Here is a 20,096-nt window from a genome sequence, read left to right as displayed (position 1 = left end):
CGGGGCTAAAAAGGTCGCCTAACCAGAAAGCCAATTCCGCGCGAGGGTCAATGCCGCGTCGCGCCGCGCCCTACTGCCCGGTAAATTCAGGCTGGGCCCTTATGTCGCCATTGACCACGCGCGTTGGTCCAAAGTTCGGGGTGTTCTGGAAGGCTTCGACCTTCCAGCCGCTGTCCGAGCGGGCCATGACGATGAGAGGATGGACTTCCGCATCACGCGCAGGACGGGTCTCGCCCGCATTTGTAACCCAGCCATCGATATCAACCAACGCTATATCGGGGGTGAGGAAGCGGATCCCCGCAACGTCCATCTCGACGCGCGTATTCTTGTAGATGCCATCGAAGATGCGCTTGTGCCCCTGCTCAATGGCCTCGCGCCCCTTTACGCGGGGGCCGAACCAAACGGTGAAGTCGGCGTCTTCGGTAAACTCCCTGCCCCACGCCTCGCCATTGCCGGCCGTCCAGGCCTCTTCGAGCCGGGTCACGACGGCCTCAATGGAGGCGACATCGTCTGCCTGCACCGTAGCTGTGACCTCGTTGCCGCTGGCGCATGCGGTCAGTGCGATCCAGGTCAAACTTATTGCCGCATTTTTCGATTTCATGGCGGTGATTCCCGATTTGCCACCGGCGGAAATAATTTTTGCAAATTGCTAATTCAAGTTGAACTTTTCCGGTTCACCTGGTTCCGAAGAGAGAGTCGACCTCTGCGCGTTTTGGCAGGCTGGGCTGGGCGCCAGCCCGCGTGCAGGCGAGCGCGCCAGCGGTGACTGCAAAGCGCAGGGCGGCCTCTTCGCTCATGCCTTCGATCAGTGCGACCGTCAGGGCAGCCGTAAACGTGTCACCTGCGCCGACCGTGTCGACGACCTGCACTTGCGGTGCGGCTTCGCGGGCGATTTCCGTGCCATTCCGATAGAGCGCCGCGCCTTCGCCGCCGAGCGAGATGGCAACCAGCGCGCCCGCCGCGTGGAGGGCGTCGCCATAGAAGGCGGCCTCGGTCTCGTTGACGCAGAGCAGGCTGGCACGGGCGAGCAGGGCGTCGGGAACGCTCATGGCGGGGGCAAGGTTCAGGCTGACGAACCCTGTGGCGCGGTTTGCGGCAGCGAGCAGTGTATCGGCCGGGATTTCGAGGACGCCCATCATGTGGGTGATGTCTGCGTCTTCCACGTCAGCCGGGCGCAGGGCGCGGTTTGCGCCGGGACAGACCACGATCAGGTTCTCGCCATCCGCCGAGACGGCGATCAAGGCGACCCCGGTCGTCTCGCCGTTGATGTGCTGCACGCCGGAAAGGTCCACGCCGCCCGCCTGGAGCAGCTTCAGCGCTTCCTCGGCCATGTCGTCAGCGCCGACCGCGCCAATCAGGCGGACGTCTGCGCCGAGACGCTGAGCCGCGAGGGCTTGGTTGGCGCCCTTGCCACCGGGATGGCGCGCGAGCCGGGCATTGGTCACCGTCTCGCCGGGGCGGGGTAGGGTGGGGCCTGTGGCGACGATATCGAGATTGATGGAGCCGGTGACGGTGATCATGATGCTGTCACGAGTCCTTCAATGAGGGTGAAGAAGCCATCCGCGTCGGCCTTTGTGACCCACGTGTGGGGGCCTTCAGCGGCCGCCGAGAGGCGCGTCTGACCGAAATGGTCGCCCTCTGTCGTGTCGACGCTGACAGTCGCCTTGCGGCTTTCGAACAGGTGTGGGGCGAGCAGGTACGCGATGGTCGACGGGTCATGCATGGGCGTCATGCGGCCTTCCTTCCAGCGCGCTTCGAGCACATTGGCGGCTTCTAGTAGCTGCACCATGATGGCTGGCCGCGCGCCGGGTAGGGCACGCAGCGGCTCCAGTCGCTCTGGCTCGGCGCGGACCTGGTGCGTCACGTCGAGGCTGAGCAGTGTCGCCGGTATGCCGCTGTCGAGCACCACGGCGGCGGCATGCGGGTCCGCGAAAATGTTGAACTCGGCTGTGGGCGTGATGTTGCCGCCCTCACTGTCGGCGCCGCCCATGATGATGAGCTGGTCGATGCCACGGGCAATATCGGGCGCCATGACAATTGCGGCGGCCACATTGGTCAACGGACCGGTGACGACAATCGTGTACTCGCCGGGCGCCGCGCCACGTAGCGTGTCGACCAGGTGGGTGACGGCGTGGCCTGCGGCAAGAGGTGTGTCAGGGTCGAACGGTTCCAGCCCGGCAATGCCGCTGTCGCCATGGAAGTGCTCGGCAGTCACTGGCTCGCGCAATATCGGGCGCGGGCAGCCGGCAAAAACGGGCACGTCCGGACGGTCCATGATCTGGCACATCATGCGGGCATTCCGGCTGGTGAGCCGAAGCGGCACATTGCCGGCGACAGTCGTGATCGCGCGCACATCCAGCGCAGGGCTCGCCAATGCCATCATCAGCATCACGGCATCGTCGACGCCCGGGTCGCAGTCTATAATGATCGGACGGGCCGTCATGCGTGTTTCGCCAGCGTTTCCAAACAGGTTTTCCTTCCCTTGTAGGCTTGTTGGTGCCCATGCTAACCAACGGACCCGCCCCGGCAAGTGAGATCAGGCGGCGAGCTGCATTAAACCCTTGGAAAGCATGGGGATTTTCGTGACCGATATACCTCAAGGTGCACTTGAAAGACTGGTTGAGGCCGCACGCGCCGTTCGCCTGAATGCCCATGCGCCTTATTCCAAATTCAAGGTCGGCGCGGCGGTGCTGGATGAGCACGGCAATGTGTCTGTGGGCTGCAATATGGAGAATGGTGCCTATCCACTCGGCACATGCGCCGAAGCGGTGGCGCTTGGCTCCATGGTGGCTTCAGGCGGCAAGGAATGCCGGGCGATTGTCATCGTTGGCAGTGGCGACACGCTGATCACGCCCTGCGGTGGCTGTCGCCAGCGCATTGCGGAACTCGCCGTCGATGGCACGGATATCTACTGCGTTGCCGTAACAGGCGACGATATCCAACGCTTGAGCGTCGAAGACGTGCTGCCAAACGGCTTTCGCCTTTAAGGGCGCGCTTCCAGATCTTTCAGCATGGCACGAAATTGCGGTGATATTTCCGGACTGTCCATGTGTAGGCCATAGCCGTCGAACACCATGTCGATCGTCACGCGCTGCTTCCTGCGACCGACAAGGCGGGCGACCATGCGGCTCTCCGCGACCGTGCGGCCCTTTGAGATGAACTTGTGCTCGAAGAGGATATAGCTGCCCTCCCAGCCGACAGGGCGGGTGTGCAGCTCGAATTTCTGCGGGAAGCGCATCATGCGGTGGAAGCTGATCGCCTCGCTCTGGATGATCGGGGTCCAGCCGTTTTTCCGGAAGACCTTCAGGAAACCCGTGCGGGCGATATAGTTCAGCATGCCGAGATCGGTGAACGAGGCGTAGCGCGAATTGGTCATGTGACCCATCGGATCATGGTCGCCGATCCATACGGCGGACTTGATGACATGCACATCCAACGGCTGGGTCCGCTTCCGCGCGAACCAGGCCGGCAGAAAGATCCGGAGGAACCGGAAAAACAGATTCATGGCTTGCGCGCTCCCGACAACTTGCCTTCACGCACGCCATCCCCCGATGGCACGCTAACGGCCCGCATCCTGCAATCTTTAGGCCGAATAGGGAGGGTGCCAGCGACTGGCTAATAAAGCGTGTGGGTCGGTTTTGGAGTCAGGCCTTCAGTCGTCCGAGGGCAAGTTCCGGATGCGCCGAATGATATCCATCAGCCTTTCCGATAGTGGCATGGACCGGTCGTTTCCAGCGGACTGCCTGACAGCGTCTCGCAAGTCTTCAGGCAGTTTTCCATTCGCGCCTCCATTGAGATGGGAAGCGTGCGAAGCGGGTGGTGTGTCGTCGTCTTTATTGGCCACGAGATTTGTACTTTTTGCGTTGGGGAAGGTGAATGCTTATCGCTTCTGTCGAGCGCCTATCTCATCGCCTCGCGAAGTTGTTCCAGGGACAAAAAAACAGTTGCGTCGTTCCCTATGGCAACTTTCACCATGTCCGACTCAAGCACATCCTTGAGGTAATCGAGATAGAGCCCCTCGATCGTGTCTGGTGTGATGGCCATTGGCCGCGGAATCTCGCGGTCCAGCACGCGCAGGAGGAAGCCGGCGACAATCCGCTCAGTAAGCTCGTGATCTCCGGTCGCTGTCAGCGTCATGGCGCGCAGCGGCACGATTTCGCGCTCCAGAGCATCCGCGAAGACGGCGTAAGTTATTGGCCCGGCATGGCTCTCATTATGCTCGTCTCGAGCCATATGTCCCACTCCCGAATAAAATGTCGTGCGTCCCATTGAATTGGGAGCATTTAACGGGCGGGGGCAGGGCGGATGAATAAGCATATATACGTAGGCGACGCTGCCTGGATGCAATCTTGGCCTGCATCGTCGCCGAAAAGTTCGTCTGAAACGGGAGAAATGGTGCGCCGGAGAGAGTGAAAATGGGCACCAGGTTGCAATTTCTGTTTTGAGGAACTGAATTGCAGATTGCAGCCTTTGACTATTTCTTGGGTCGTGTCTTGTCGTCCGGCATAACCAGATCGACGTGCGTCACCCCGATAGCTTGAGCGAGCTCATACAAAGTCACAACCGTTGGATTTCTTTTGCCTTGTTCCAATCCGCTTAAATACTGCTGACTGAATCCCGATCGTGCCTCGACTTCCTCTTGGGTGAGGCACTTTTCGCGACGAAGACGCGCAAAATTGCGACCTACCAGCTTTCGCATATCCATGCTGGAAAGCTAGCCATTTACATACTTTAGTGTTATGTACTATAATATGTAAATGTTGAGTGCAGGCTTGCATGCCCATCTATCGTCAGGAGGCAGCAGATGTCAGGCAAATCACGTCGCCAAGCAATTGCAAAAAGCGGCTCTTCACAAGCGATCGGCTTTAATCAGCGATCGACCGACGAAGCCGCCGAAGCATGTTCGGAGTGGCTCAACCGACATGAAGAGCACGAGAGGCTCATCCGACAATGGCAACGGCTGGAAACCCATCTCATCCGTGAACATGACTTGTTCAACCTGAACAGACGGGATCGCGCGTCGCTTCCCGGGGCGTCCGAACTGGATGCCATCAATGCCCGCATCATTGCGCTTTTCACGCAAAATCAAAAGCTGCTTGCTACAATACCGTCGCTGGTTGCAACCACAATAGACGGGGTCGCTTCAAAGCTTTCCGTGGCGCTGGCTAGCGTACCACCCGACGAAAGCAGAGCAACGCATAAGCTCGTCAAGAGTATTTTGAGGGACTTGCAAGCGGTCGCGCAGAACTTTGGCGAATGAGCAGAGCAACTGAAACGGTCTGCAATCTGTTCGCGGGAAAGTGTAACCTATCTCTCCAGAACATTCTGTTACCTATGTGTCCGGGTCGGACAGCACAGGAATGGTGCACCGGAGGGGGTGAAAGTGAGAACCTTTTCCGCTTCGCTTTTGCCAGAAAATTGCGGTCTTGAAAACGCTGGTAGGTCCACTCCCGTTCAGGCCGCGGTTGACAGCTCTCCTAGAATCCTTCGGCCTTCGCCTTCCGCCAGTAGAAGAAGGCAAAGCCGGTCACAATAAGCGGGATCATGAGTCCGTATTCGTCGATCCACATTTGCGTGCCCTCGGTATCCACGGTGAGGGGCGTGAATATCTTCTGGATGAAAATATTATGGGCGCCGTGAAATATGACGGCGGGCCAGACACTTCCGGATTTGAACGTGAAATACGTCATGATCACGGACATGCTTGTTATCATGAGCGTGAAACACGCGACCTGAAATACGGGATTGCCTCCGCCATATTTGATGACGATGGGGTAGTGCCAGGCTGCCCAGATAAGGCCGCTCAAAATGGACACGGCGCCAAAGGGCATGACCTTGCGCAATTCCCAGACAAGAAAGCCGCGCCAGCCGATCTCTTCCCCGGCAATTGATCCGAGGGATTTGACGAACTGGACGCTGGCCAGCAGGCCGATCATTACAAACATCGACAAGGCAGGCACATTCGGTGGAAAGCCGAGTTCATCAGACCATTCGGTAATGGTTTCAGGATTGAGCGGGGCCCCCAGCCCGAATGCCCAGATCAGACAGTACGCCAATGTGATATAAGCTGCCGGTATGAAGTACGCCTGAATATTACTGCGCCAGTTGCCCCATGCCCACGGCAGGCTGGAAATTGTGCGGCCCCTGATCTTTTGCGTCACTAGGGCGGCGATCGCCGGACACAGCATCAATGCGCCGACATAGAGGCTGGTGGGATTGAGTTCGAGGATTGCAAAATGCGCAATCGCGCTCAGGCCGCACAGGATTCCCATGAATATGGAAATCGTTATCCAGGCATCCCGCCGATCGATTTGAGAATTTGTCATCTGCGACGGCATATCGAATTTCGATAATTTGTCCAGTGCTTTTCGAATGGCCCGGAATATTCACGCAAATGCTTCGCGAATGGTGCACCCAACAGGATTTGAACCTGTGACCTCTGCCTTCGGAGGGCAGCGCTCTATCCAGCTGAGCTATGGGTGCGGGGTGGCCGTGTCTTTAGGCCAAGCCGGGCGGGGGCGCAACGGGTCAATGCCGCCTCGGATCGTTTGCGCATGACGGTTTATGCGCTAGCTAGGGCGGCAACCGAAAAGGAAACGACATGCAGATTCGCGGCCTGGCGCTCTCACTGATCCTTGGCCTCTCGCTGACGGGCCTGGCGGCCTGCAGGGAGGAGGCGCCCGATGCGGCCAGTATCGCTGCACAGGCGGCCGACGCCCGTGCCGAGATGGAAGCGGCGACCGATGCGGCTGTCGCGGCGGCCAAGGCCTCGCATGGCATAGGCGAGCCAGCCCTCTGGGTGCTCAAGGATGACGATACGACCATCTATATCATGGGCACCGTCCACCTCCTGCGCCCGGAACTCGACTGGCGTAGCGATGCAATCAATCAGGCCGTGAATGCGGCCGATACGCTTGTCTTCGAGGCCGACGTTTCGAGCCCTGAGGCGGGCGCTGAAATGATGAAATTCGTCCGCGAGGAAGGCCTCTTTGCCAATGGCGGCCAGCTGACCAACCTGCTGAGCGATGCCGAGACGGTCGAGCTTCAGGTGGCGCTCGACTATGTCGGCCTGCCGCTTGGTGCGGTGCAGAACATGCGGCCGTGGTTTGCCGCCGTGAACCTGTCGGTTATGCAAATGACCAAGGACGGCTTCGACCCCACAGCCGGCGTCGAGCAGGTGCTGATGGCCGAGGGCGCAGAGCAGGGCAAATCCTTCGCCTATCTCGAAACCGTCGACGATCAGCTCGGCCGCCTCGCTCGCCTGCCTGATGATGTGCAGGTGGACTTCCTGATCAGCTCGGCGGAATCGATCGAGGACGGCGCTGAAATGCTCGACACGCTGGTTGATGAATGGGTCGATGGCGACGTGAAGGGCCTTGGCCTTTTGATGGCCAATCCGGAAATGATGGGGTCCGAGGAGGTTTATGATGCCCTCCTAAAGACGCGCAACGAGACCTGGGCGCCAAAGATCGCCGCAATGCTGGACACGCCGGGCACCCGCCTCGTTGCAGTCGGTTCCGGCCACCTGGCCGGTGAGGACAGTGTCATCACCCTCCTGCGGGCGCAGGGTCTGGACGTGACTGGGCCATAGCAGCTCGCGCTTCCTTCGACCGCGAGGGCAGGCCGATCCATATGCGCAGGAAGGGGATGCGCCGGCCAAGGTCGTAGAACAGCCAGCAACCGGCGAACGTGATCAGGATCAGAAGGCTAGCTTCCACTGCGACAGGCAGGTGCAGTTCATTCAGAAAGTGCCCGGCCACCACGATAATGGTCTGATGTATCAGGTAGAAGGGGAAGACAGCCGCCGTCAGCACGCGGCGCATAGGCCCATCATGGCTGCGCAGATGACGGTGGGCAAAGCCGATGGCCGCGACGATGGCCGTCCAGGCTTGCATCTCGCGTACACCCCGGAACACGATGCGCTGCCATTCGGGCGGCACTGAATCGCCCGGCCAAGCGGCATAGTACGTCATCAGCGCCGCCCAGGCGGCGAACATGACGCCCAGCGCGGCCCAACGCCAGCGCATGCAGGCCTCGAAAAACGGCGCGTGTTTCGCAATGGCAAAGCCGAACAGGAACGTGCCGAAATAGGTGATGTGGAGATACCAGTCATTGCGGAAGTCATGCGTCTCGCCGAACTGCGGCATGAGAAAGACACGCGCGGCATACAGGAACAGCCATGGCGCGATGATCAGGCCGGGGCCCCGGATGAGGGTCGCCAGCGCTGTTGGCATGCGGCGCAACAGCGGGATCAGAGGCAAAAGCGCAAGTGAGTAAAGGATGAGGTAGGCGACAAACCACATATGGTTATAGGTCGGCGTCATCAGGCAGCCCTCCGCATCGCACCAGTGACCGGAGGCGGTCACGTATTTCACGTAGAAATTATCAAGCCAGGGCGATTGCGGTCCGTTCAGGACTTTCAGGGCCTCAACGACCTCGTAATAGCTTTGCGGCGGCACGATCAAGAACACCGCCAGCAGCAAGGGTGGCCAAAGACGCCCCATTCGCGCTTTGGTCAGCTGCCATGTGCTCATCTTGTCGGCCATGAAGCGCGTTGCGACGCCCGAGATCAGGAACAGCAGCACCAGTCTCCACGGGCTGGACAGTTGCATTAGCGGTTCTATGAGCGGGCTCGCATGGCTGGATTTCACGTGCCAGTCCCAAGTCACGTAGAACATGCCCACATGATAGAATATCAGGAGGCCAAAGGCGCCAATTCGGAGCCAGTCAAGATCATAGCGGCGTTCAGTCATATAGGGTCTCCTTCGTGTCTCCCTTCCTTTCGCGAAGCTGCGGGCCACGCTATCGTTGTGACGCGAGCGGCTGCGGGCCGGGACAGACGGAGATGAGCTTGTGACGAGTGGAGGGGCTGGCGGGACGAGTGGTGACAGGCGCCTCTGGCTCTGGCCCTGGCTGGCCGTCATCGCCATCGGTCTGGTCAACCTGTTCGTCAACGCGACGTCGGGCATCCTTGAAGCGCGGAGTGACGGGCACACGATCAATACGGCCATCCCCTTCATTCTCGAAGCGACCAGCTACATCCTCTGGATCGGGCTGGCGCCGTTGATTGGCCTCGCCATACGCCGCGTGCCGCCCCGCGGCGGACACTATGCCCGCTTTGCCTTGTTCCATGCCGTGATGACGGTGGTGATCTCGCTGATCCATGTCGGCGGCATGGTTCTCCTACGGAACCTGTGGTTCGGCGCGATGGGCGTGCGCTATGACTTCTTCGGGGATGGGGTGCTGCTGGGCTTTGTCTATGAGTGGCGCAAGGATGTGCTGTCCTATGCACTGGTGGCGGCGACTTACTGGGCCTTTGAGCGCTTTGCCGTCTCGCCTCCGATTATCCCGCAGGATGCCTCGCGCATCGAGCTGAGGGAGGGCAATACGACCGTCTTCCTGGCCGCGCGCGACATCCTGTACGTGGAGTCCGCCGGTAATTATGTGGCCTTCCATACGCAGCAAAGGGAGCACCTCGTGCGTGGCACGCTGGCCGCATGGGAGGCGCGTCTCGGCGGGCAGGGCTTCGTCCGCGTGCATCGATCTCGCCTCGTCAACAGGGCAAGGATCGGCGCGCTCAAACCGCGCGCCTCTGGTGATGTGGACATTACGCTCGATGACGACCGGGTCATTACCGGCAGCAGGCGCTACCGGGAAGCGTTTGCAACCTCTCCGTAATTTAAGCCCCGGACACCGGAACACAGGCGCTGTCCCGCGCATTTCTTTTTCATAGAGTTCAATAGAAAGGAAACGCTATGACACATTTCGTATTGTCCGCTTCGTCGATCAATGGCGACTCGGTTCACAATGCCGCCGGTGAAGATCTCGGCAAGATCGAGGACCTCATGGTCGACACGGACAGCGGCCAGATTGAATATGCCGTTCTCAGCTTCGGTGGCTTTCTCGGCATGGGCGATAAATATTTTGCCGTGCCCTTCGAGCGCCTCAGCGTTGACCGCGCCAACAAGCGTATGGTCCTGAACGTGGAAAAGGAGCGGCTCAAGAACGCACCGGGTTTCGACAAGGACAAGTGGCCGGATTTTGCCGACCCGCAGTTCCGCACGTCGATGACCACGCATTACGGCTGACTCCAGCCTGATGGCATAAAAGGCCGGTCCCTCGGGGGCCGGCTTTTTCTTTGCGCAGGATATCAGGCCGGGAACAGATGCGCCGCGATGGCGTCATGGCTCTGGAAGCTCAATGCCGCACCGGCTGCCACCAGCCGTTCGCCTAGACCGGCATCGGCATGGCCGCCGCCCGTAAAGCCGAACGCGGTCATGCCTGCCGCGCGCGCGGCTTTCACACCATTCACGCTATCTTCGATGACGAGGCATGAGGTGGGATCGGATTTGATTTTGTCTGCTGCAAACAGGAAAAGGTCGGGCGCCGGCTTGCCACGCGCAACCTGATCTGCCGAATAGATACGGGGGGAAAATGTACCGGTCAGGCCGGTCAGCTCCAGTTTACGGTGCAGTTTCGGCGTGATGGACGAGGAGGCAACCGCGACCGGACCGTCAAACCTTACGGCAAGTGCCGCCGCACCGGGCAGCGCTGTCAGCTCAGACTCGATGCGTGGCCAGGCGCGGTCATGCAGGCGTGGCCCGAAATCCTCTGGGAAGGGGCCCTGACCCAGCGTGGTATAATCCTCGGCAAGGGCGGCGTGGAATTCCGGAACGCCCAGCCCGACAAAGCGCGAGAGATAGGTCTCCCACTCGTAGGCGAGGCCCATCTCTGCCAGCAGTTCCATTTCGACAGCCACATGGATCGCCTCGGAATCAACGAGCACGCCGTCGCAATCGAAGATTAGTGCTGAGAAGTCATGTGCCTGCATATGCGCTCTCATGCCTGCCAATTGTGTCGGGCCTATGTTGCAGACCGCCTGAGGGCCATCAGCGCCTGCTCCATAACGCCCTCGCTTGAGGCACAGACGATCTGTCCACCGAGTTTGGGTGCATTGCCGCGCCAGTCGGTCACGAGGCCGCCAGCGCCGCGCACAACCGGGAACAGCGCCGCGACGTCCCAGGCCTTGAGGCCTGACTCTGCAACAAGGTCCACCGTGCCAGCGGCCACACGGGCATAGGCATAGGCGTCCAGACCATAGCGCGTGATCCGTGCTGTTGCGCGCAAATGTGTCCACGCGCCCTGTTCGGCCGGATTGAAGATGAAGGGGTCGGTGGTGGCGATGGTTGCTTCGCGCAGGTCCTGGCAGTCTGACACGTGAATGGGTGTGCGCTCGCCATTTTTTTCCATCGCGGCGCCGCCCGGCCAGCCGAGATAGCGCTCGCCCAGAACCGGTTGGTCGATAATGCCGATGACCGGCACATCGTCCGGATCAACCAGCGCAATAAGTGTGGTCCAGACGGGCAGGCCAGCCACGAAGGCCCGCGTGCCGTCGACCGGGTCGATCAGCCAGCGATAACCGCTCTGCGAAGGTTTCTCGGGGAATTCCTCACCGGTCACGCCATGATGCGGGCGCTCGGCGTTGAGAATGTCGCGAATGGCGCGTTCGGCGGCCCGGTCGCCCTCGGTTACCGGGTCGAACAGTGTTTTTGTCGGGACCGACGGGGTCGATGTAGGCTTCGGGCGGCCGTTTGATGGGATCAGCGACGTATCTTGCGCCTTGTTATCCACATTTGTCAGGGCACGAAAATGCGGCCGGATTGCTGTCCAGGCCGCATCTGCGAGCCGCCCGGCGAGGGCAAGCTCATCTTCGAGGGAAATTCCGTCTGGCATTCGGCAGGGCTAGCCCTGCCTTGAGCCCGGCGTCAAGCGGCGCCGTGGCTCGACTGGTCGCCTTCGAGGGCTTTTGCAAGCTCCAGCAGGCGTTTGCGAGGGCGTTCGCCGAGGCGGTAATAGGCCCGAACCAGTTCCAGCGTCTCTTTTTGCGAGAGGATGTCGCCTTCCATGTATTCGTTCGCGTCATTGGCCGCGTCAGGCGCATCGCCCACCGGAATACCATCGAAGAAGTACTGGACTGACACGTTCAGCGCCCGCGACAGTTCATAAAGACGCGAGGACGTGATGCGGTTGGCGCCACACTCGTATTTCTGGATTTGCTGGAATCGCACGCCAACCTGGCTTGCGAGGTCCTGCTGGGTCATGCCCAGAAGGCGGCGGCGGCGGCGAAGGCGTTTGCCTACGTGCAGATCGGTTTCATCAGCCATTACTTGCTCCAAACTCATACAGGACCGTTTCAGTCCCAAAACAGGAATTTCGAGCAAGTCCTACGCAATAGGTGTGCCGCAGGGGATTTTTGTGCCCAATAAACGGGCAGTTGAGGTTAATTGCACAGGTGCGACATTCCTGCGCTTGCCTATTTGTGCACCGCAACATATTCCTGTCCTTGCACTTCGGTGCAGACGCCTCTGGCGTTTCCTCCCTTTGACTTCGGCCGCACCCACGGGTGCGGCCCTTTTTTTGCCGGAAAATCAGGGACGGGTGACGAGCGCCGCGATCTCAAGGATCTCTGCCGTCACATCTGTAATGATCGCTCTTATTTCAGCAAATCGCTCAAGGCGGCAGATCTTGTGCTCATCCATATATAGCCCGCGATTGATCTCGATCTGTAGTGCATGGACCTGGCGTTTCGGCCGACCATAGCGGCGGGTCGTGTAACCGCCCGCATAGGGCGCATTCCGGGCGACGCTCAGGCCATGCGTTCGGAAGGCGCGTTCCACACGCCCTGTCAGGCGCGGATCGCAGCTTGAACCGAACCGGTCCCCCAGGACAATGTCGGCCAGTTGGCGGCGGCCTGGCTGGACTGAGGGCATGGAATGGCAATCGATCAGCAGAACGGCGCCATGCGTCTCGCGCAAGAGGGCCAGCTCCTGACCCAATCGGTCGTGATAGGCGTCATGCACGCAGCTGAGGCGTTCCTCGCCTTCCTCACGGGTCAGCCGGCGGGCATAGATGGCCTCGCCGCGAGCCCCGACGCGTGGCAGGCAGCCGAGCCCGGCATCCACCCGCGCCGTTGGCAGGCCGGATGCGCGGGGCAGGCCGTCACTGAACATGCTGGCATCCAGCTCGCGCGGGTCGCGGTTAAGGTCGGCTACCGACCGGCCGTAGCGCGCAGCCATCAGGATGGCGCCGAGGGCAGGGGCCTCCCCGAACAATTCCTCCACAAAGGCATCTTCCGTGCGGCGCACGTCTATCAGAGGCACGCGCAGGGCCGCCTGCATGTTCTCCGGATAGTCACTGCCTGAATGGGGCGACGCAAACAGGACAGGCGCCGGCCGCCCTTCGGGCATGTCCAGCGTATAGGGCGTGTCATACACGAACGGTCCGGCGGGCGGCAGCGTAGCCGATCGGGTCAGGGGGAGAGCGCCGGTCATGGGGCCAATGGTTTGCCTGTTCGCGTTAAGGTCAAGCCTTTTCAGGGCGCTGGTAAAAAAGAAGTCTGAAATTTCACCCGTCTTCACCGCTGATTTACCGGATAGGCTGTTTATGGCTTAAATCGATTACTGGCATCCAAGGGGGCGAGCGTGACCAAGATCCTTCTCGCAGAAGACGACGACTCAATGCGCACATTCCTGGCTGCAGCCCTGCGCCGGGCTGGCCATGAGATCCAGGACTATGCGGACGGCGAGACAGCGCTGCACGCGCTCGAGCGCGAAGTGTTTGACCTCCTGCTGACCGATATCGTGATGCCGGGCCTTGATGGTATCGAGCTTGCCCGTCGCGGCGCAGAGCTGGACCCGGCCATGAAGATTGTTTTCATTACGGGTTTTGCCGCAGTGGCACTGTCTTCCAGCGCGCCGACGCCGGCCGGGGCGAAAGTCCTCTCCAAACCCTTCCACCTGCGTGAGATTGTCGACGAAGTCGACAAGGTGATGGCTGCCTGATGGCTGGCGGCTCGCCCGACGAGCCGCCGAAGCTGATCAAATCCACTGTAACCGATACGGGGCGTCATTTCTTTGATGCGCCGGCACACATGAGTATGGATCAATGTGTCATCCGGCTGATTGCCATGGACGGCATCGATATCGCCTCACTGGTGCCAGCCGAGATAGGCCAATGGATGGTTTTCCAGCTGGATGGCTATGGTTTCACGGCCAGCGACCCGCTTGGCGAGGTCTGGTTCTATGCCGACGACCCCGAAACACCCGAGGCGATACTGCAGAAAATCGCCCTGCATATAGTGACACCGTCAAACGCGTCTTGACGGCACGCCCCGAATTATCCATTACCCCTGCTTCCCGAATGGATCGGGCGGTTAGCTCAGTGGTAGAGCACTACGTTGACATCGTAGGGGTCACAAGTTCGAACCTTGTACCGCCCACCATTTCAGGCCAGTGCGCCTCGGGCGCACGATTTGATCGAGGATCAAATCGAGGCCTGAAATGCCCGCAGCGCCAGCAAGGGCTCCAGTTTTATCAGCCCATATTCGCTTTGAAGAAATCCATCGTCCTTGACCAAGCGAGCTTCGCCGCGTCAGCGTCATAGCGGGGCGTGGTGTCATTGTGGAAGCCATGGTTCACGCCGTCATAGATGAAGGCCTCGTATTCGGCGTCATTGGCCTTGAGGGCCGCTTCATATTCCGGCCAGCCGGCATTCACGCGCTCGTCAAGACCCGCGAGATGGATCATCAGCGGCACCTCCACCTTTGCGGCGTCCTCCTCGGTCGGCCAGCCGCCATAGAAAGGGGCCGAGGCTGACAGCCAGGGCTGGTTTACGGCCATCATGTTGGTAACACTGCCGCCAAAGCAGAAGCCGACACAGGCGACCTTGCCATTGCATTCGGGATGGTCGCGCAGGGCCTCGGCGGCAGCCATGAAATCCTGGATCATGGCGTCGCGGTCACGTGTCGCCTGCATCTCGCGGCCATCGTCGTCGTTTCCGGGATAGCCACCAAGCGGGTAGAGCGCGTCCGGGGCGAGGGCGATGTAGCCCTCAAGCGCCGTACGCCGCGCGACATCCTTGATATACGGGTTAAGGCCCCGGTTCTCATGCACGACAATCACGCCGGGCCGCTTGGCGGGGCCTTTCTTGAGGCGCACCAGATCGCCCGCCATGTCGCCCGCGCCATTGGGTGAGTTATACTGGAAGGTCTCGATGTTCAGGCGCGCATCATCTGCCGCCGTCTGCAAAGTGCCCTCGTAATCCGGCATCACGCAGGCGGCCAGCATCGACACGCTGAGCCCGCCAACGGCATACTTGCCGAGCCTGTCGAAGAAGTCCCGCCGCGACATCGCGCCATGGCAATAGCCATCGTAAAGGTCGAGCACGCCCTGCGGCACAGGCTGGTTGTTTGGCAGTCTTGTCATGGCGCGTTTCCTTGTTGGCGGGGTTCGTGCACGATGATAGGGCGCATTTCCGGAGGGGAAACCCCGCGCCGCAAATTGTGTTTCAGTTCGCGTTGGCGCCGATATAGCCAAGCGTCGTCGCCCGGTGAACAGCCTGCGAACGGCCGGAGACGCCGAGCTTCCGGCTCGAATTGGTGATGTGGAACCGTACCGTTGGCTGCGAAATCCCGATAATGGTCGCGATCTCATGGTCGGTCTTGCCGGCGGCAGCCCATTTCAGGCACTGGATTTCGCGGCGGGTGAGGGCAACGGCGAGATCAGTCGGCCCGGCACCCCTGAACTCGTGATAGGTGGCAATGAACTTAACCGTCAGGACGTGGATTTCTGCGGCGCGTTCGTCGAACACCTTTCGGATAGGGAAGGCCTTGTCGGGCGTTGCCCAGACGACCGCACCGATTACACCCGATGGTAGATGGCACGGCGAAATGATTGCGGCCCCGACACTATAGTCCTCGGCATTCATTGTCTTCGCCAACCCGTCGAGCGCAGCGATCTGGCGCCAGCTGCCGATCTGCTTGTCGGCATGGAAGAAGGGCTCGGCGCAGGTCCGCGCCCCACGCACATAGCCTGACCGCAGCGCGAAGGCGCGGTCCTTCCAATAGGCCAGTTCGGGGTCGATCCAGCGGAACAGCGTCTCGGCGAGCGGCCGGCCGGCCGGGTCGCGCATGGGTTCCGGACTGCCGATATCCGCGCTGACCGCGATATAGGGCAAGCCCATGGCCTCCCCCAGCGCGGCAACCTCGCGAGCAAGGCGCATCGCCTGCGTTCCGGCGTCTCCGGGATTGTCCTGCGTGTCGGCAAAATCCGTCAATAAAATAAACCCTATCAAATAGAGCAGGTTGCATGATCTGGCCGTATACTGTCAGCTTGGCCGATAAGCAGACGCGGCGTCGGAGTCGTGCAAGCCCGGAGGCCCGAAATGAACCTCGATCTCACAACTGAGGATAGTGAATTTCGTTCGCAAGTGCGAGCGTTCCTTCGCGACAACCTGACCGAAGAACTGGCCGATGCAGGGCGATTGGTCACGAGTGTGTTCATCGAGCCGCAGTTCAGCCTGCCATGGCAGAAAATCCTGCATGCGCGCGGCTGGGCCGCTCCCGCCTGGCCCGTCGAATATGGCGGCACGGGCTGGACCGAGATGCAGCGCTATATCTTCGCCTCTGAATGCGCGCGGGCAGGTGCGCCGTCCCTTTCGCCCATGGGGCTCGCCATGGTCGGGCCCTGTATCATCGGCCACGGCACGCCCGAGCAGAAGGCCTATTACCTGCCGCGCATCCTCGCGGGTGAAGACTATTGGTGCCAGGGCTATTCCGAGCCGGGTTCGGGCTCTGATCTCGCCAGCCTCAGCCTGAGGGCGACGTCCGATGGCGACGACTATATCCTCAACGGCACCAAGATCTGGACCACGCACGCCCACCACGCGAATATGATGTTCTGCCTCGTGCGCACGCGGTTCGATGGCAAGCCGCAGGAAGGCATCACCTTCCTCCTGCTCGACATGACATTGCCGGGCATCAAGGTGGATCCAATCATCACGCTGGCAGGTGAGCATGAGGTCAATCAGGTTTTCTTTGATGATGTGCGCGTGCCCAAGTCCGGGCGCCTTGGCGCCGAGAATGATGGCTGGACCGTCGCCAAATACTTGCTCGAGTTCGAGCGGGGAGGCGGTTCGTCCGCTGGCCTCGAAGCCAGTGTCGGTCGCATCCGTGCGCTTGCCACGCGGGACGGCCTGCTGGCGTCCGATCCGGGCTTTACCAGCCGCCTTGCTGCCGCCGAGATTGGCCTTGAAGCGATCAAGATCACCGAACAGCGGGTCTCGTCCGCGCTGTCCAGCGGCGGGAATCCCGGCCCTGCGGCCTCCATGCTCAAGGTCCAGCGCACAGAGATGATGCAGCGGATCGATACGCTTGGGATTGAGGCGGGCGGCACGTACGCCGGTGTCGAGCAGTTGGATGCGCGCCAGCCTGGCAGCAATATCGAGCCTGTTGGCCCCTCTGACCGCGTGACGCTTGTGCCCCGCTACCTAAACAACCGCGCCGCCTCCATCTATGGGGGCTCGAACGAGGTCCAGCGCAACATCATGGCCAAGATGGTGCTTGGGCTGTGAGCCGACCCTGTCACTTCCGATAGCTTGTTGGTTGTCTAATAATTACTGACTGTCTCGCCCAATGGACAGCTCCCACCAAGAGGAAGCTGCCGGGAGGAGATAAATCAGATGACCCAGACACCCCGAATCCGCCGTTATGCCATGTTGGGCGCCTCGCTTTTCGCGCTGGCCTCGCAGATGCCGGCCATTGCGCAGGAAACCGACGCTGCACCGGCGGCACCTGCCGAGACGCCCGCTGACAGCTCGCTGAAGCTTGGCTCGATCGTCGTGACCGCGCAGCGCCGCGAAGAATCCATCAATGACGTGCCGATGAGCATCCAGGCTTTCGGCGAAGACACGCTCGATGCCCTGCGCGTCGATAGCGTAGACGATCTCCAGAGCGTCGTTCCGAGCTTCTCCGTTTCGCAGAGCTATCAGGGTGTGCCGACCTACACGCTGCGCGGTATCGGCTTCAACACGATCAACGTCTCGGCCACCTCCACCGTCGGTACGTATGTTGACGAAGTGGCCTATCCCTATCCGTTCATGAACTCGGGCCCTGTGTTCGACATCCAGCGCGTCGAAGTGCTGAAAGGTCCGCAAGGCACGCTCTTTGGCCGCAACACGACGGCTGGCCTGATCAACATGGTGACCAACAAGCCATCCGACCAGTTCGAAGGGTCTGTCAGTGCCGATGTCGGCAATTATGACACCTGGAACTTGGAAGGCATGCTCAACGTGCCGCTATCCGAGCGTGCGCAGGCCGCTTCGCCATCCGCAGCGAGAACAGTGACGAAGGCTGGCAGAAATCCATTACGCGCGGCGAAGATCGCGGCACGAAGGACAAGCTCGGGTTCCGCGCCGCGCTGGCCCTCCAGCCAACCGACAGTCTCGACATTGATGTGTCCTACAATGGCTGGCGCAACAAGTCCGACACGATCGGCGGTCAGGCCATCGCGCTGACACCGAACACCGATCCGACTTTCGTGGTTCCCGGCACCGCTGGCCCGTCCACCACGTCGCTCTTCAATGCGGTTGATCCTGTTACTGGCCTTAGCCTCGTTGACTTCATCAACAATAACTTCCCCACCAGCGCCGAACAGGCCGACTGGGCACCGAACTATGCCCGCACCACTGACGGCATCGGCGTCAACGGCATTGATGGCCCGCTGGAAGAAGACTCCAAGTTCGACGCCCTCAAGCTGGGTGTCCGCTATGGTTTCGACAATGGTCTCAACCTGGTTTCACTGACCGGCTACAACAAGCTGGACCGTGAGGCTGTGCTGGACTTCTCCGGCGCGCCGTTTGCCATCCTGCTTCAGGATGTTGATGCCGAGATCAAATCCTTTAGCCAGGAACTGCGTCTGGAAGGCGAGACCGGGAAAGCCAACTGGCTCGTCGGCGCGTATTACGGCAAGGACGAAACCTCGGATACGAACCGCACACTCCTGCTCGACAATGCCAACTCCAGCTATGTCGCAACCATCGCGGCCACACTCGCAGCCTCGCCCCTGAATGTGGATCCGGAAACCGGCTTGCCTTACACGGTGGCCGAGCTTCTGAACTCGTTCCAGACCTATCGCGACACCGGCGAATTCGAGACCAAGACCTGGAGCATCTTTGCTAACGCTGACTGGGAGCTGACGCCGGAGTTCACGCTCACCACAGGCATCCGCTATACCGAAGACACGCAGGACTATGTCGGCTGCTCGGGCGACGTGAACGGCTCGATGCAGCCGAACGTCAACGTTTTCAACCGCACCTATTTCGCGCTGATCTACGGAACGGCTCCCGCCGCCCCACTGCTCGAGAACGGCTGCAACACGTTTGATGTCGCAACCAATTCCTTCGGACCGGTCTCGTCTTCCACCAAGGAAGACAACGTCTCCTGGCGCGTGGTCGGCAACTGGACGCCGACCGACAATCTGGTCCTCTTTGCCTCAGCAACGCAGGGCTACAAGTCGGCCTCCACGCCTGTGAACGCGGCATCCAAGTCCGAACAGAACGCCCCTGCAACGCAGGAAGGCCTGCTCGCCTATGAAGTGGGCTTCAAGGCCAGCTTGCTCGACCAGCGCATGCAGGCCAACGCGGCGCTCTTCTACTATGACTATGAAGACAAGCAGATTTCGGCCTTCTTTGCCGACCCGATCTACAAGGCGCTCGCCCGTCTTCAGAACGTCCCAACCGCTGAAGCCTACGGTCTCGATGCAGAAGTCACCTACCTGATCAGTGAAGAGCTGACGGCGATGGGTGGCCTCACACTTCTGCACACCGAGATCGGCGACTTCGACACGGTCGACAGCTTCGGCCTGCCGACTAACCGCCAGGGCGACCCTTTCCTTTACAGCCCTGAATCCGTTGTCAGTCTCGCGCTGCTCTATGACCGCCCGGTCACGACGGATCTCGGCCTGCGGGCTTCGCTGAGCGGTCGCTGGCAGAGCGAGTCGACAGCTGGTCAGCCAAATGACCCGCTCTACGACATCGACTCCTATGGTCTGCTCAACGGGTCGATCGGCGTCTATTCGCTCGATCAGAACTGGGAGCTTTCGGTCTGGGGCAAGAACCTGACCGACGAGTATTACTGGCAGCAGATCACGACGAACGCCAACGTCGTCATGCGCTTTGCGGGCATGCCACGGACTTATGGTGCCTCCCTCACGTACCGGTTCTAGAACCGAAAAGTGTTTCCTCCCCTCGGGCACCGCGGC

The 20,096-nt window shown here is 60.5% G+C and carries 24 protein-coding genes and 2 tRNA genes; 11 read left to right on the top strand and 15 right to left on the bottom strand.

Annotation, left to right across the window (positions count from 1 at the left end; genetic code table 11):
- Window positions 1-70: 70 nt before the first annotated feature.
- The 3 genes from HY30_RS01785 to HY30_RS01775 all read right to left on the bottom strand — a co-directional run bounded on the left by HY30_RS01785 (window position 71) and on the right by HY30_RS01775 (window position 2,443).
- Complete coding sequence (locus tag HY30_RS01785; protein ID WP_051614634.1) at window positions 71-601, bottom strand: SgcJ/EcaC family oxidoreductase; 531 nt, start codon at window positions 599-601, stop codon at window positions 71-73.
- Between the two features lie 73 nt (window positions 602-674).
- Window positions 675-1,520, bottom strand: a complete 846-nt coding sequence (locus tag HY30_RS01780; RefSeq protein ID WP_034736267.1) for a ribokinase — start codon at window positions 1,518-1,520, stop codon at window positions 675-677.
- A complete protein-coding gene (locus HY30_RS01775) occupies window positions 1,517-2,443 on the bottom strand; it encodes a nucleoside hydrolase (RefSeq protein ID WP_034736266.1) in 927 nt (308 codons plus the stop codon). The genes HY30_RS01780 and HY30_RS01775 overlap by 4 nt, the downstream gene beginning before the upstream one ends.
- 139 nt (window positions 2,444-2,582) lie before the next feature.
- Between HY30_RS01775 and cdd the strand changes: the two genes are divergently transcribed.
- Window positions 2,583-2,987 carry a cytidine deaminase gene (gene cdd / locus HY30_RS01770; protein WP_206741391.1) on the top strand — a complete coding sequence of 135 codons (405 nt, stop codon included), beginning with the start codon at window positions 2,583-2,585 and terminating at the stop codon, window positions 2,985-2,987.
- Here cdd and HY30_RS01765 read toward each other — a convergent pair.
- The 3 genes from HY30_RS01765 to HY30_RS20640 form a co-directional block, all read right to left on the bottom strand.
- Window positions 2,984-3,505 (bottom strand): thioesterase family protein, encoded by a 522-nt coding sequence (locus HY30_RS01765; protein ID WP_051614633.1) that lies wholly within the window; start codon window positions 3,503-3,505, stop codon window positions 2,984-2,986. The two genes, cdd and HY30_RS01765, sit on opposite strands and share 4 nt — an antisense overlap.
- A 395-nt stretch (window positions 3,506-3,900) precedes the next feature.
- Window positions 3,901-4,233: a hypothetical protein gene (locus HY30_RS01760; protein ID WP_034736261.1), complete on the bottom strand. Its 333-nt coding sequence runs from the start codon at window positions 4,231-4,233 to the stop codon at window positions 3,901-3,903.
- 241 nt (window positions 4,234-4,474) lie between these two features.
- A complete protein-coding gene (locus HY30_RS20640; RefSeq protein WP_081812004.1) occupies window positions 4,475-4,705 on the bottom strand; it encodes a helix-turn-helix domain-containing protein in 231 nt (76 codons plus the stop codon).
- 99 nt (window positions 4,706-4,804) lie between these two features.
- On the opposite strand from HY30_RS20640, the gene HY30_RS01755 reads away from it, so the two are divergent.
- Window positions 4,805-5,260 carry a hypothetical protein gene (locus tag HY30_RS01755; RefSeq protein WP_034736259.1) on the top strand — a complete coding sequence of 152 codons (456 nt, stop codon included), beginning with the start codon at window positions 4,805-4,807 and terminating at the stop codon, window positions 5,258-5,260.
- Between the two features lie 217 nt (window positions 5,261-5,477).
- On the opposite strand, the gene HY30_RS01750 is transcribed toward HY30_RS01755, so the two are convergent.
- Both HY30_RS01750 and HY30_RS01745 read right to left on the bottom strand, forming a co-directional pair.
- A complete protein-coding gene (locus HY30_RS01750) occupies window positions 5,478-6,326 on the bottom strand; it encodes a CPBP family intramembrane glutamic endopeptidase (protein WP_034736811.1) in 849 nt (282 codons plus the stop codon).
- Window positions 6,327-6,406: 80 nt separating this feature from the next.
- A tRNA-Arg gene (locus HY30_RS01745) sits at window positions 6,407-6,483 on the bottom strand.
- Window positions 6,484-6,601: 118 nt separating this feature from the next.
- On the opposite strand from HY30_RS01745, the gene HY30_RS01740 reads away from it, so the two are divergent.
- Window positions 6,602-7,591, top strand: coding sequence for a TraB/GumN family protein (locus HY30_RS01740; RefSeq protein WP_051614632.1), 990 nt, complete (start codon window positions 6,602-6,604; stop codon window positions 7,589-7,591).
- Here the strand turns inward: HY30_RS01740 and HY30_RS01735 are convergent.
- Window positions 7,548-8,753: an acyltransferase family protein gene (locus HY30_RS01735; RefSeq protein ID WP_034736256.1), complete on the bottom strand. Its 1,206-nt coding sequence runs from the start codon at window positions 8,751-8,753 to the stop codon at window positions 7,548-7,550. The two genes, HY30_RS01740 and HY30_RS01735, sit on opposite strands and share 44 nt — an antisense overlap.
- A 100-nt stretch (window positions 8,754-8,853) precedes the next feature.
- On the opposite strand from HY30_RS01735, the gene HY30_RS01730 reads away from it, so the two are divergent.
- Window positions 8,854-9,678 carry a LytR/AlgR family response regulator transcription factor gene (locus tag HY30_RS01730; protein ID WP_034736255.1) on the top strand — a complete coding sequence of 275 codons (825 nt, stop codon included), beginning with the start codon at window positions 8,854-8,856 and terminating at the stop codon, window positions 9,676-9,678.
- A gap of 77 nt (window positions 9,679-9,755) precedes the next feature.
- Entirely contained in the window at window positions 9,756-10,088 is a 333-nt protein-coding gene (locus HY30_RS01725; protein ID WP_034736253.1) for a PRC-barrel domain-containing protein, read from the top strand.
- A 62-nt stretch (window positions 10,089-10,150) separates the two neighbouring features.
- Here the strand turns inward: HY30_RS01725 and HY30_RS01720 are convergent, their stop codons facing one another.
- From HY30_RS01720 to HY30_RS01705, 4 genes are all read right to left on the bottom strand, one after another.
- Window positions 10,151-10,831, bottom strand: coding sequence for an HAD family hydrolase (locus HY30_RS01720; RefSeq protein WP_034736251.1), 681 nt, complete (start codon window positions 10,829-10,831; stop codon window positions 10,151-10,153).
- 32 nt (window positions 10,832-10,863) lie between these two features.
- Window positions 10,864-11,733, bottom strand: a complete 870-nt coding sequence (locus HY30_RS01715) for an inositol monophosphatase family protein (RefSeq protein WP_034736249.1) — start codon at window positions 11,731-11,733, stop codon at window positions 10,864-10,866.
- 32 nt (window positions 11,734-11,765) lie between these two features.
- Window positions 11,766-12,164: a helix-turn-helix domain-containing protein gene (locus HY30_RS01710; RefSeq protein WP_034736247.1), complete on the bottom strand. Its 399-nt coding sequence runs from the start codon at window positions 12,162-12,164 to the stop codon at window positions 11,766-11,768.
- 264 nt (window positions 12,165-12,428) lie between these two features.
- Entirely contained in the window at window positions 12,429-13,331 is a 903-nt protein-coding gene (locus tag HY30_RS01705) for an N-formylglutamate amidohydrolase (protein WP_241765612.1), read from the bottom strand.
- Between the two features lie 150 nt (window positions 13,332-13,481).
- On the opposite strand from HY30_RS01705, the gene cpdR reads away from it, so the two are divergent.
- From cpdR to HY30_RS01690, 3 genes are all read left to right on the top strand, one after another.
- Window positions 13,482-13,841: a cell cycle two-component system response regulator CpdR gene (gene cpdR, locus HY30_RS01700; RefSeq protein WP_034736245.1), complete on the top strand. Its 360-nt coding sequence runs from the start codon at window positions 13,482-13,484 to the stop codon at window positions 13,839-13,841.
- The gene (locus HY30_RS01695; protein WP_034736241.1) at window positions 13,841-14,161 is read left to right on the top strand and encodes a hypothetical protein; all 321 of its coding nucleotides are present in this window, start codon (window positions 13,841-13,843) and stop codon (window positions 14,159-14,161) included. The genes cpdR and HY30_RS01695 overlap by 1 nt, the downstream gene beginning before the upstream one ends.
- A gap of 45 nt (window positions 14,162-14,206) precedes the next feature.
- A tRNA-Val gene (locus HY30_RS01690) sits at window positions 14,207-14,281 on the top strand.
- 91 nt (window positions 14,282-14,372) lie between these two features.
- Here HY30_RS01690 and HY30_RS01685 read toward each other — a convergent pair.
- Both HY30_RS01685 and HY30_RS20565 read right to left on the bottom strand, forming a co-directional pair.
- Window positions 14,373-15,263 carry a dienelactone hydrolase family protein gene (locus HY30_RS01685; protein WP_034736239.1) on the bottom strand — a complete coding sequence of 297 codons (891 nt, stop codon included), beginning with the start codon at window positions 15,261-15,263 and terminating at the stop codon, window positions 14,373-14,375.
- 82 nt (window positions 15,264-15,345) lie between these two features.
- A complete protein-coding gene (locus HY30_RS20565) occupies window positions 15,346-16,113 on the bottom strand; it encodes a helix-turn-helix transcriptional regulator (RefSeq protein ID WP_277812947.1) in 768 nt (255 codons plus the stop codon).
- A 108-nt stretch (window positions 16,114-16,221) separates the two neighbouring features.
- Between HY30_RS20565 and HY30_RS01675 the strand changes: the two genes are divergently transcribed.
- From HY30_RS01675 to HY30_RS01670, 3 genes are all read left to right on the top strand, one after another.
- Window positions 16,222-17,409 (top strand): acyl-CoA dehydrogenase family protein, encoded by a 1,188-nt coding sequence (locus tag HY30_RS01675; protein WP_034736238.1) that lies wholly within the window; start codon window positions 16,222-16,224, stop codon window positions 17,407-17,409.
- Between the two features lie 108 nt (window positions 17,410-17,517).
- Window positions 17,518-18,351 carry a TonB-dependent receptor gene (locus tag HY30_RS20420; protein ID WP_241765611.1) on the top strand — a complete coding sequence of 278 codons (834 nt, stop codon included), beginning with the start codon at window positions 17,518-17,520 and terminating at the stop codon, window positions 18,349-18,351.
- Window positions 18,291-20,060: a TonB-dependent receptor domain-containing protein gene (locus HY30_RS01670; protein WP_241765610.1), complete on the top strand. Its 1,770-nt coding sequence runs from the start codon at window positions 18,291-18,293 to the stop codon at window positions 20,058-20,060. The genes HY30_RS20420 and HY30_RS01670 overlap by 61 nt, the downstream gene beginning before the upstream one ends.
- Window positions 20,061-20,096: the final 36 nt, after the last annotated feature.

The sequence above is a fragment of the Hyphomonas chukchiensis genome (assembly GCF_000682695.1).
Classification (GTDB): domain Bacteria; phylum Pseudomonadota; class Alphaproteobacteria; order Caulobacterales; family Hyphomonadaceae; genus Hyphomonas; species Hyphomonas chukchiensis.
The sequence above is the reverse complement of the archived record's forward strand: the minus strand, read 5'-3'. Positions and strand labels throughout refer to the sequence as shown.

Bases quoted from the DNA above. Each gene is read 5' to 3' on its own strand.
- HY30_RS01785 (WP_051614634.1), bottom strand. From the start codon at position 601: ATGAAATCGAAAAATGCGGCAATAAGTTTGACCTGGATCGCACTGACC.
- HY30_RS01780 (WP_034736267.1), bottom strand. From the start codon at position 1,520: ATGATCACCGTCACCGGCTCCATCAATCTCGATATCGTCGCCACAGGC.
- HY30_RS01775 (WP_034736266.1), bottom strand. From the start codon at position 2,443: ATGACGGCCCGTCCGATCATTATAGACTGCGACCCGGGCGTCGACGAT.
- HY30_RS01765 (WP_051614633.1), bottom strand. From the start codon at position 3,505: ATGAATCTGTTTTTCCGGTTCCTCCGGATCTTTCTGCCGGCCTGGTTC.
- HY30_RS01760 (WP_034736261.1), bottom strand. From the start codon at position 4,233: ATGGCTCGAGACGAGCATAATGAGAGCCATGCCGGGCCAATAACTTAC.
- HY30_RS20640 (WP_081812004.1), bottom strand. From the start codon at position 4,705: ATGGATATGCGAAAGCTGGTAGGTCGCAATTTTGCGCGTCTTCGTCGC.
- HY30_RS01755 (WP_034736259.1), top strand. From the start codon at position 4,805: ATGTCAGGCAAATCACGTCGCCAAGCAATTGCAAAAAGCGGCTCTTCA.
- HY30_RS01750 (WP_034736811.1), bottom strand. From the start codon at position 6,326: ATGACAAATTCTCAAATCGATCGGCGGGATGCCTGGATAACGATTTCC.
- HY30_RS01740 (WP_051614632.1), top strand. From the start codon at position 6,602: ATGCAGATTCGCGGCCTGGCGCTCTCACTGATCCTTGGCCTCTCGCTG.
- HY30_RS01735 (WP_034736256.1), bottom strand. From the start codon at position 8,753: ATGACTGAACGCCGCTATGATCTTGACTGGCTCCGAATTGGCGCCTTT.
- HY30_RS01725 (WP_034736253.1), top strand. From the start codon at position 9,756: ATGACACATTTCGTATTGTCCGCTTCGTCGATCAATGGCGACTCGGTT.
- HY30_RS01720 (WP_034736251.1), bottom strand. From the start codon at position 10,831: ATGCAGGCACATGACTTCTCAGCACTAATCTTCGATTGCGACGGCGTG.
- HY30_RS01715 (WP_034736249.1), bottom strand. From the start codon at position 11,733: ATGCCAGACGGAATTTCCCTCGAAGATGAGCTTGCCCTCGCCGGGCGG.
- HY30_RS01710 (WP_034736247.1), bottom strand. From the start codon at position 12,164: ATGGCTGATGAAACCGATCTGCACGTAGGCAAACGCCTTCGCCGCCGC.
- HY30_RS01705 (WP_241765612.1), bottom strand. From the start codon at position 13,331: ATGACCGGCGCTCTCCCCCTGACCCGATCGGCTACGCTGCCGCCCGCC.
- HY30_RS01695 (WP_034736241.1), top strand. From the start codon at position 13,841: ATGGCTGGCGGCTCGCCCGACGAGCCGCCGAAGCTGATCAAATCCACT.
- HY30_RS01685 (WP_034736239.1), bottom strand. From the start codon at position 15,263: ATGACAAGACTGCCAAACAACCAGCCTGTGCCGCAGGGCGTGCTCGAC.
- HY30_RS01675 (WP_034736238.1), top strand. From the start codon at position 16,222: ATGAACCTCGATCTCACAACTGAGGATAGTGAATTTCGTTCGCAAGTG.
- HY30_RS20420 (WP_241765611.1), top strand. From the start codon at position 17,518: ATGACCCAGACACCCCGAATCCGCCGTTATGCCATGTTGGGCGCCTCG.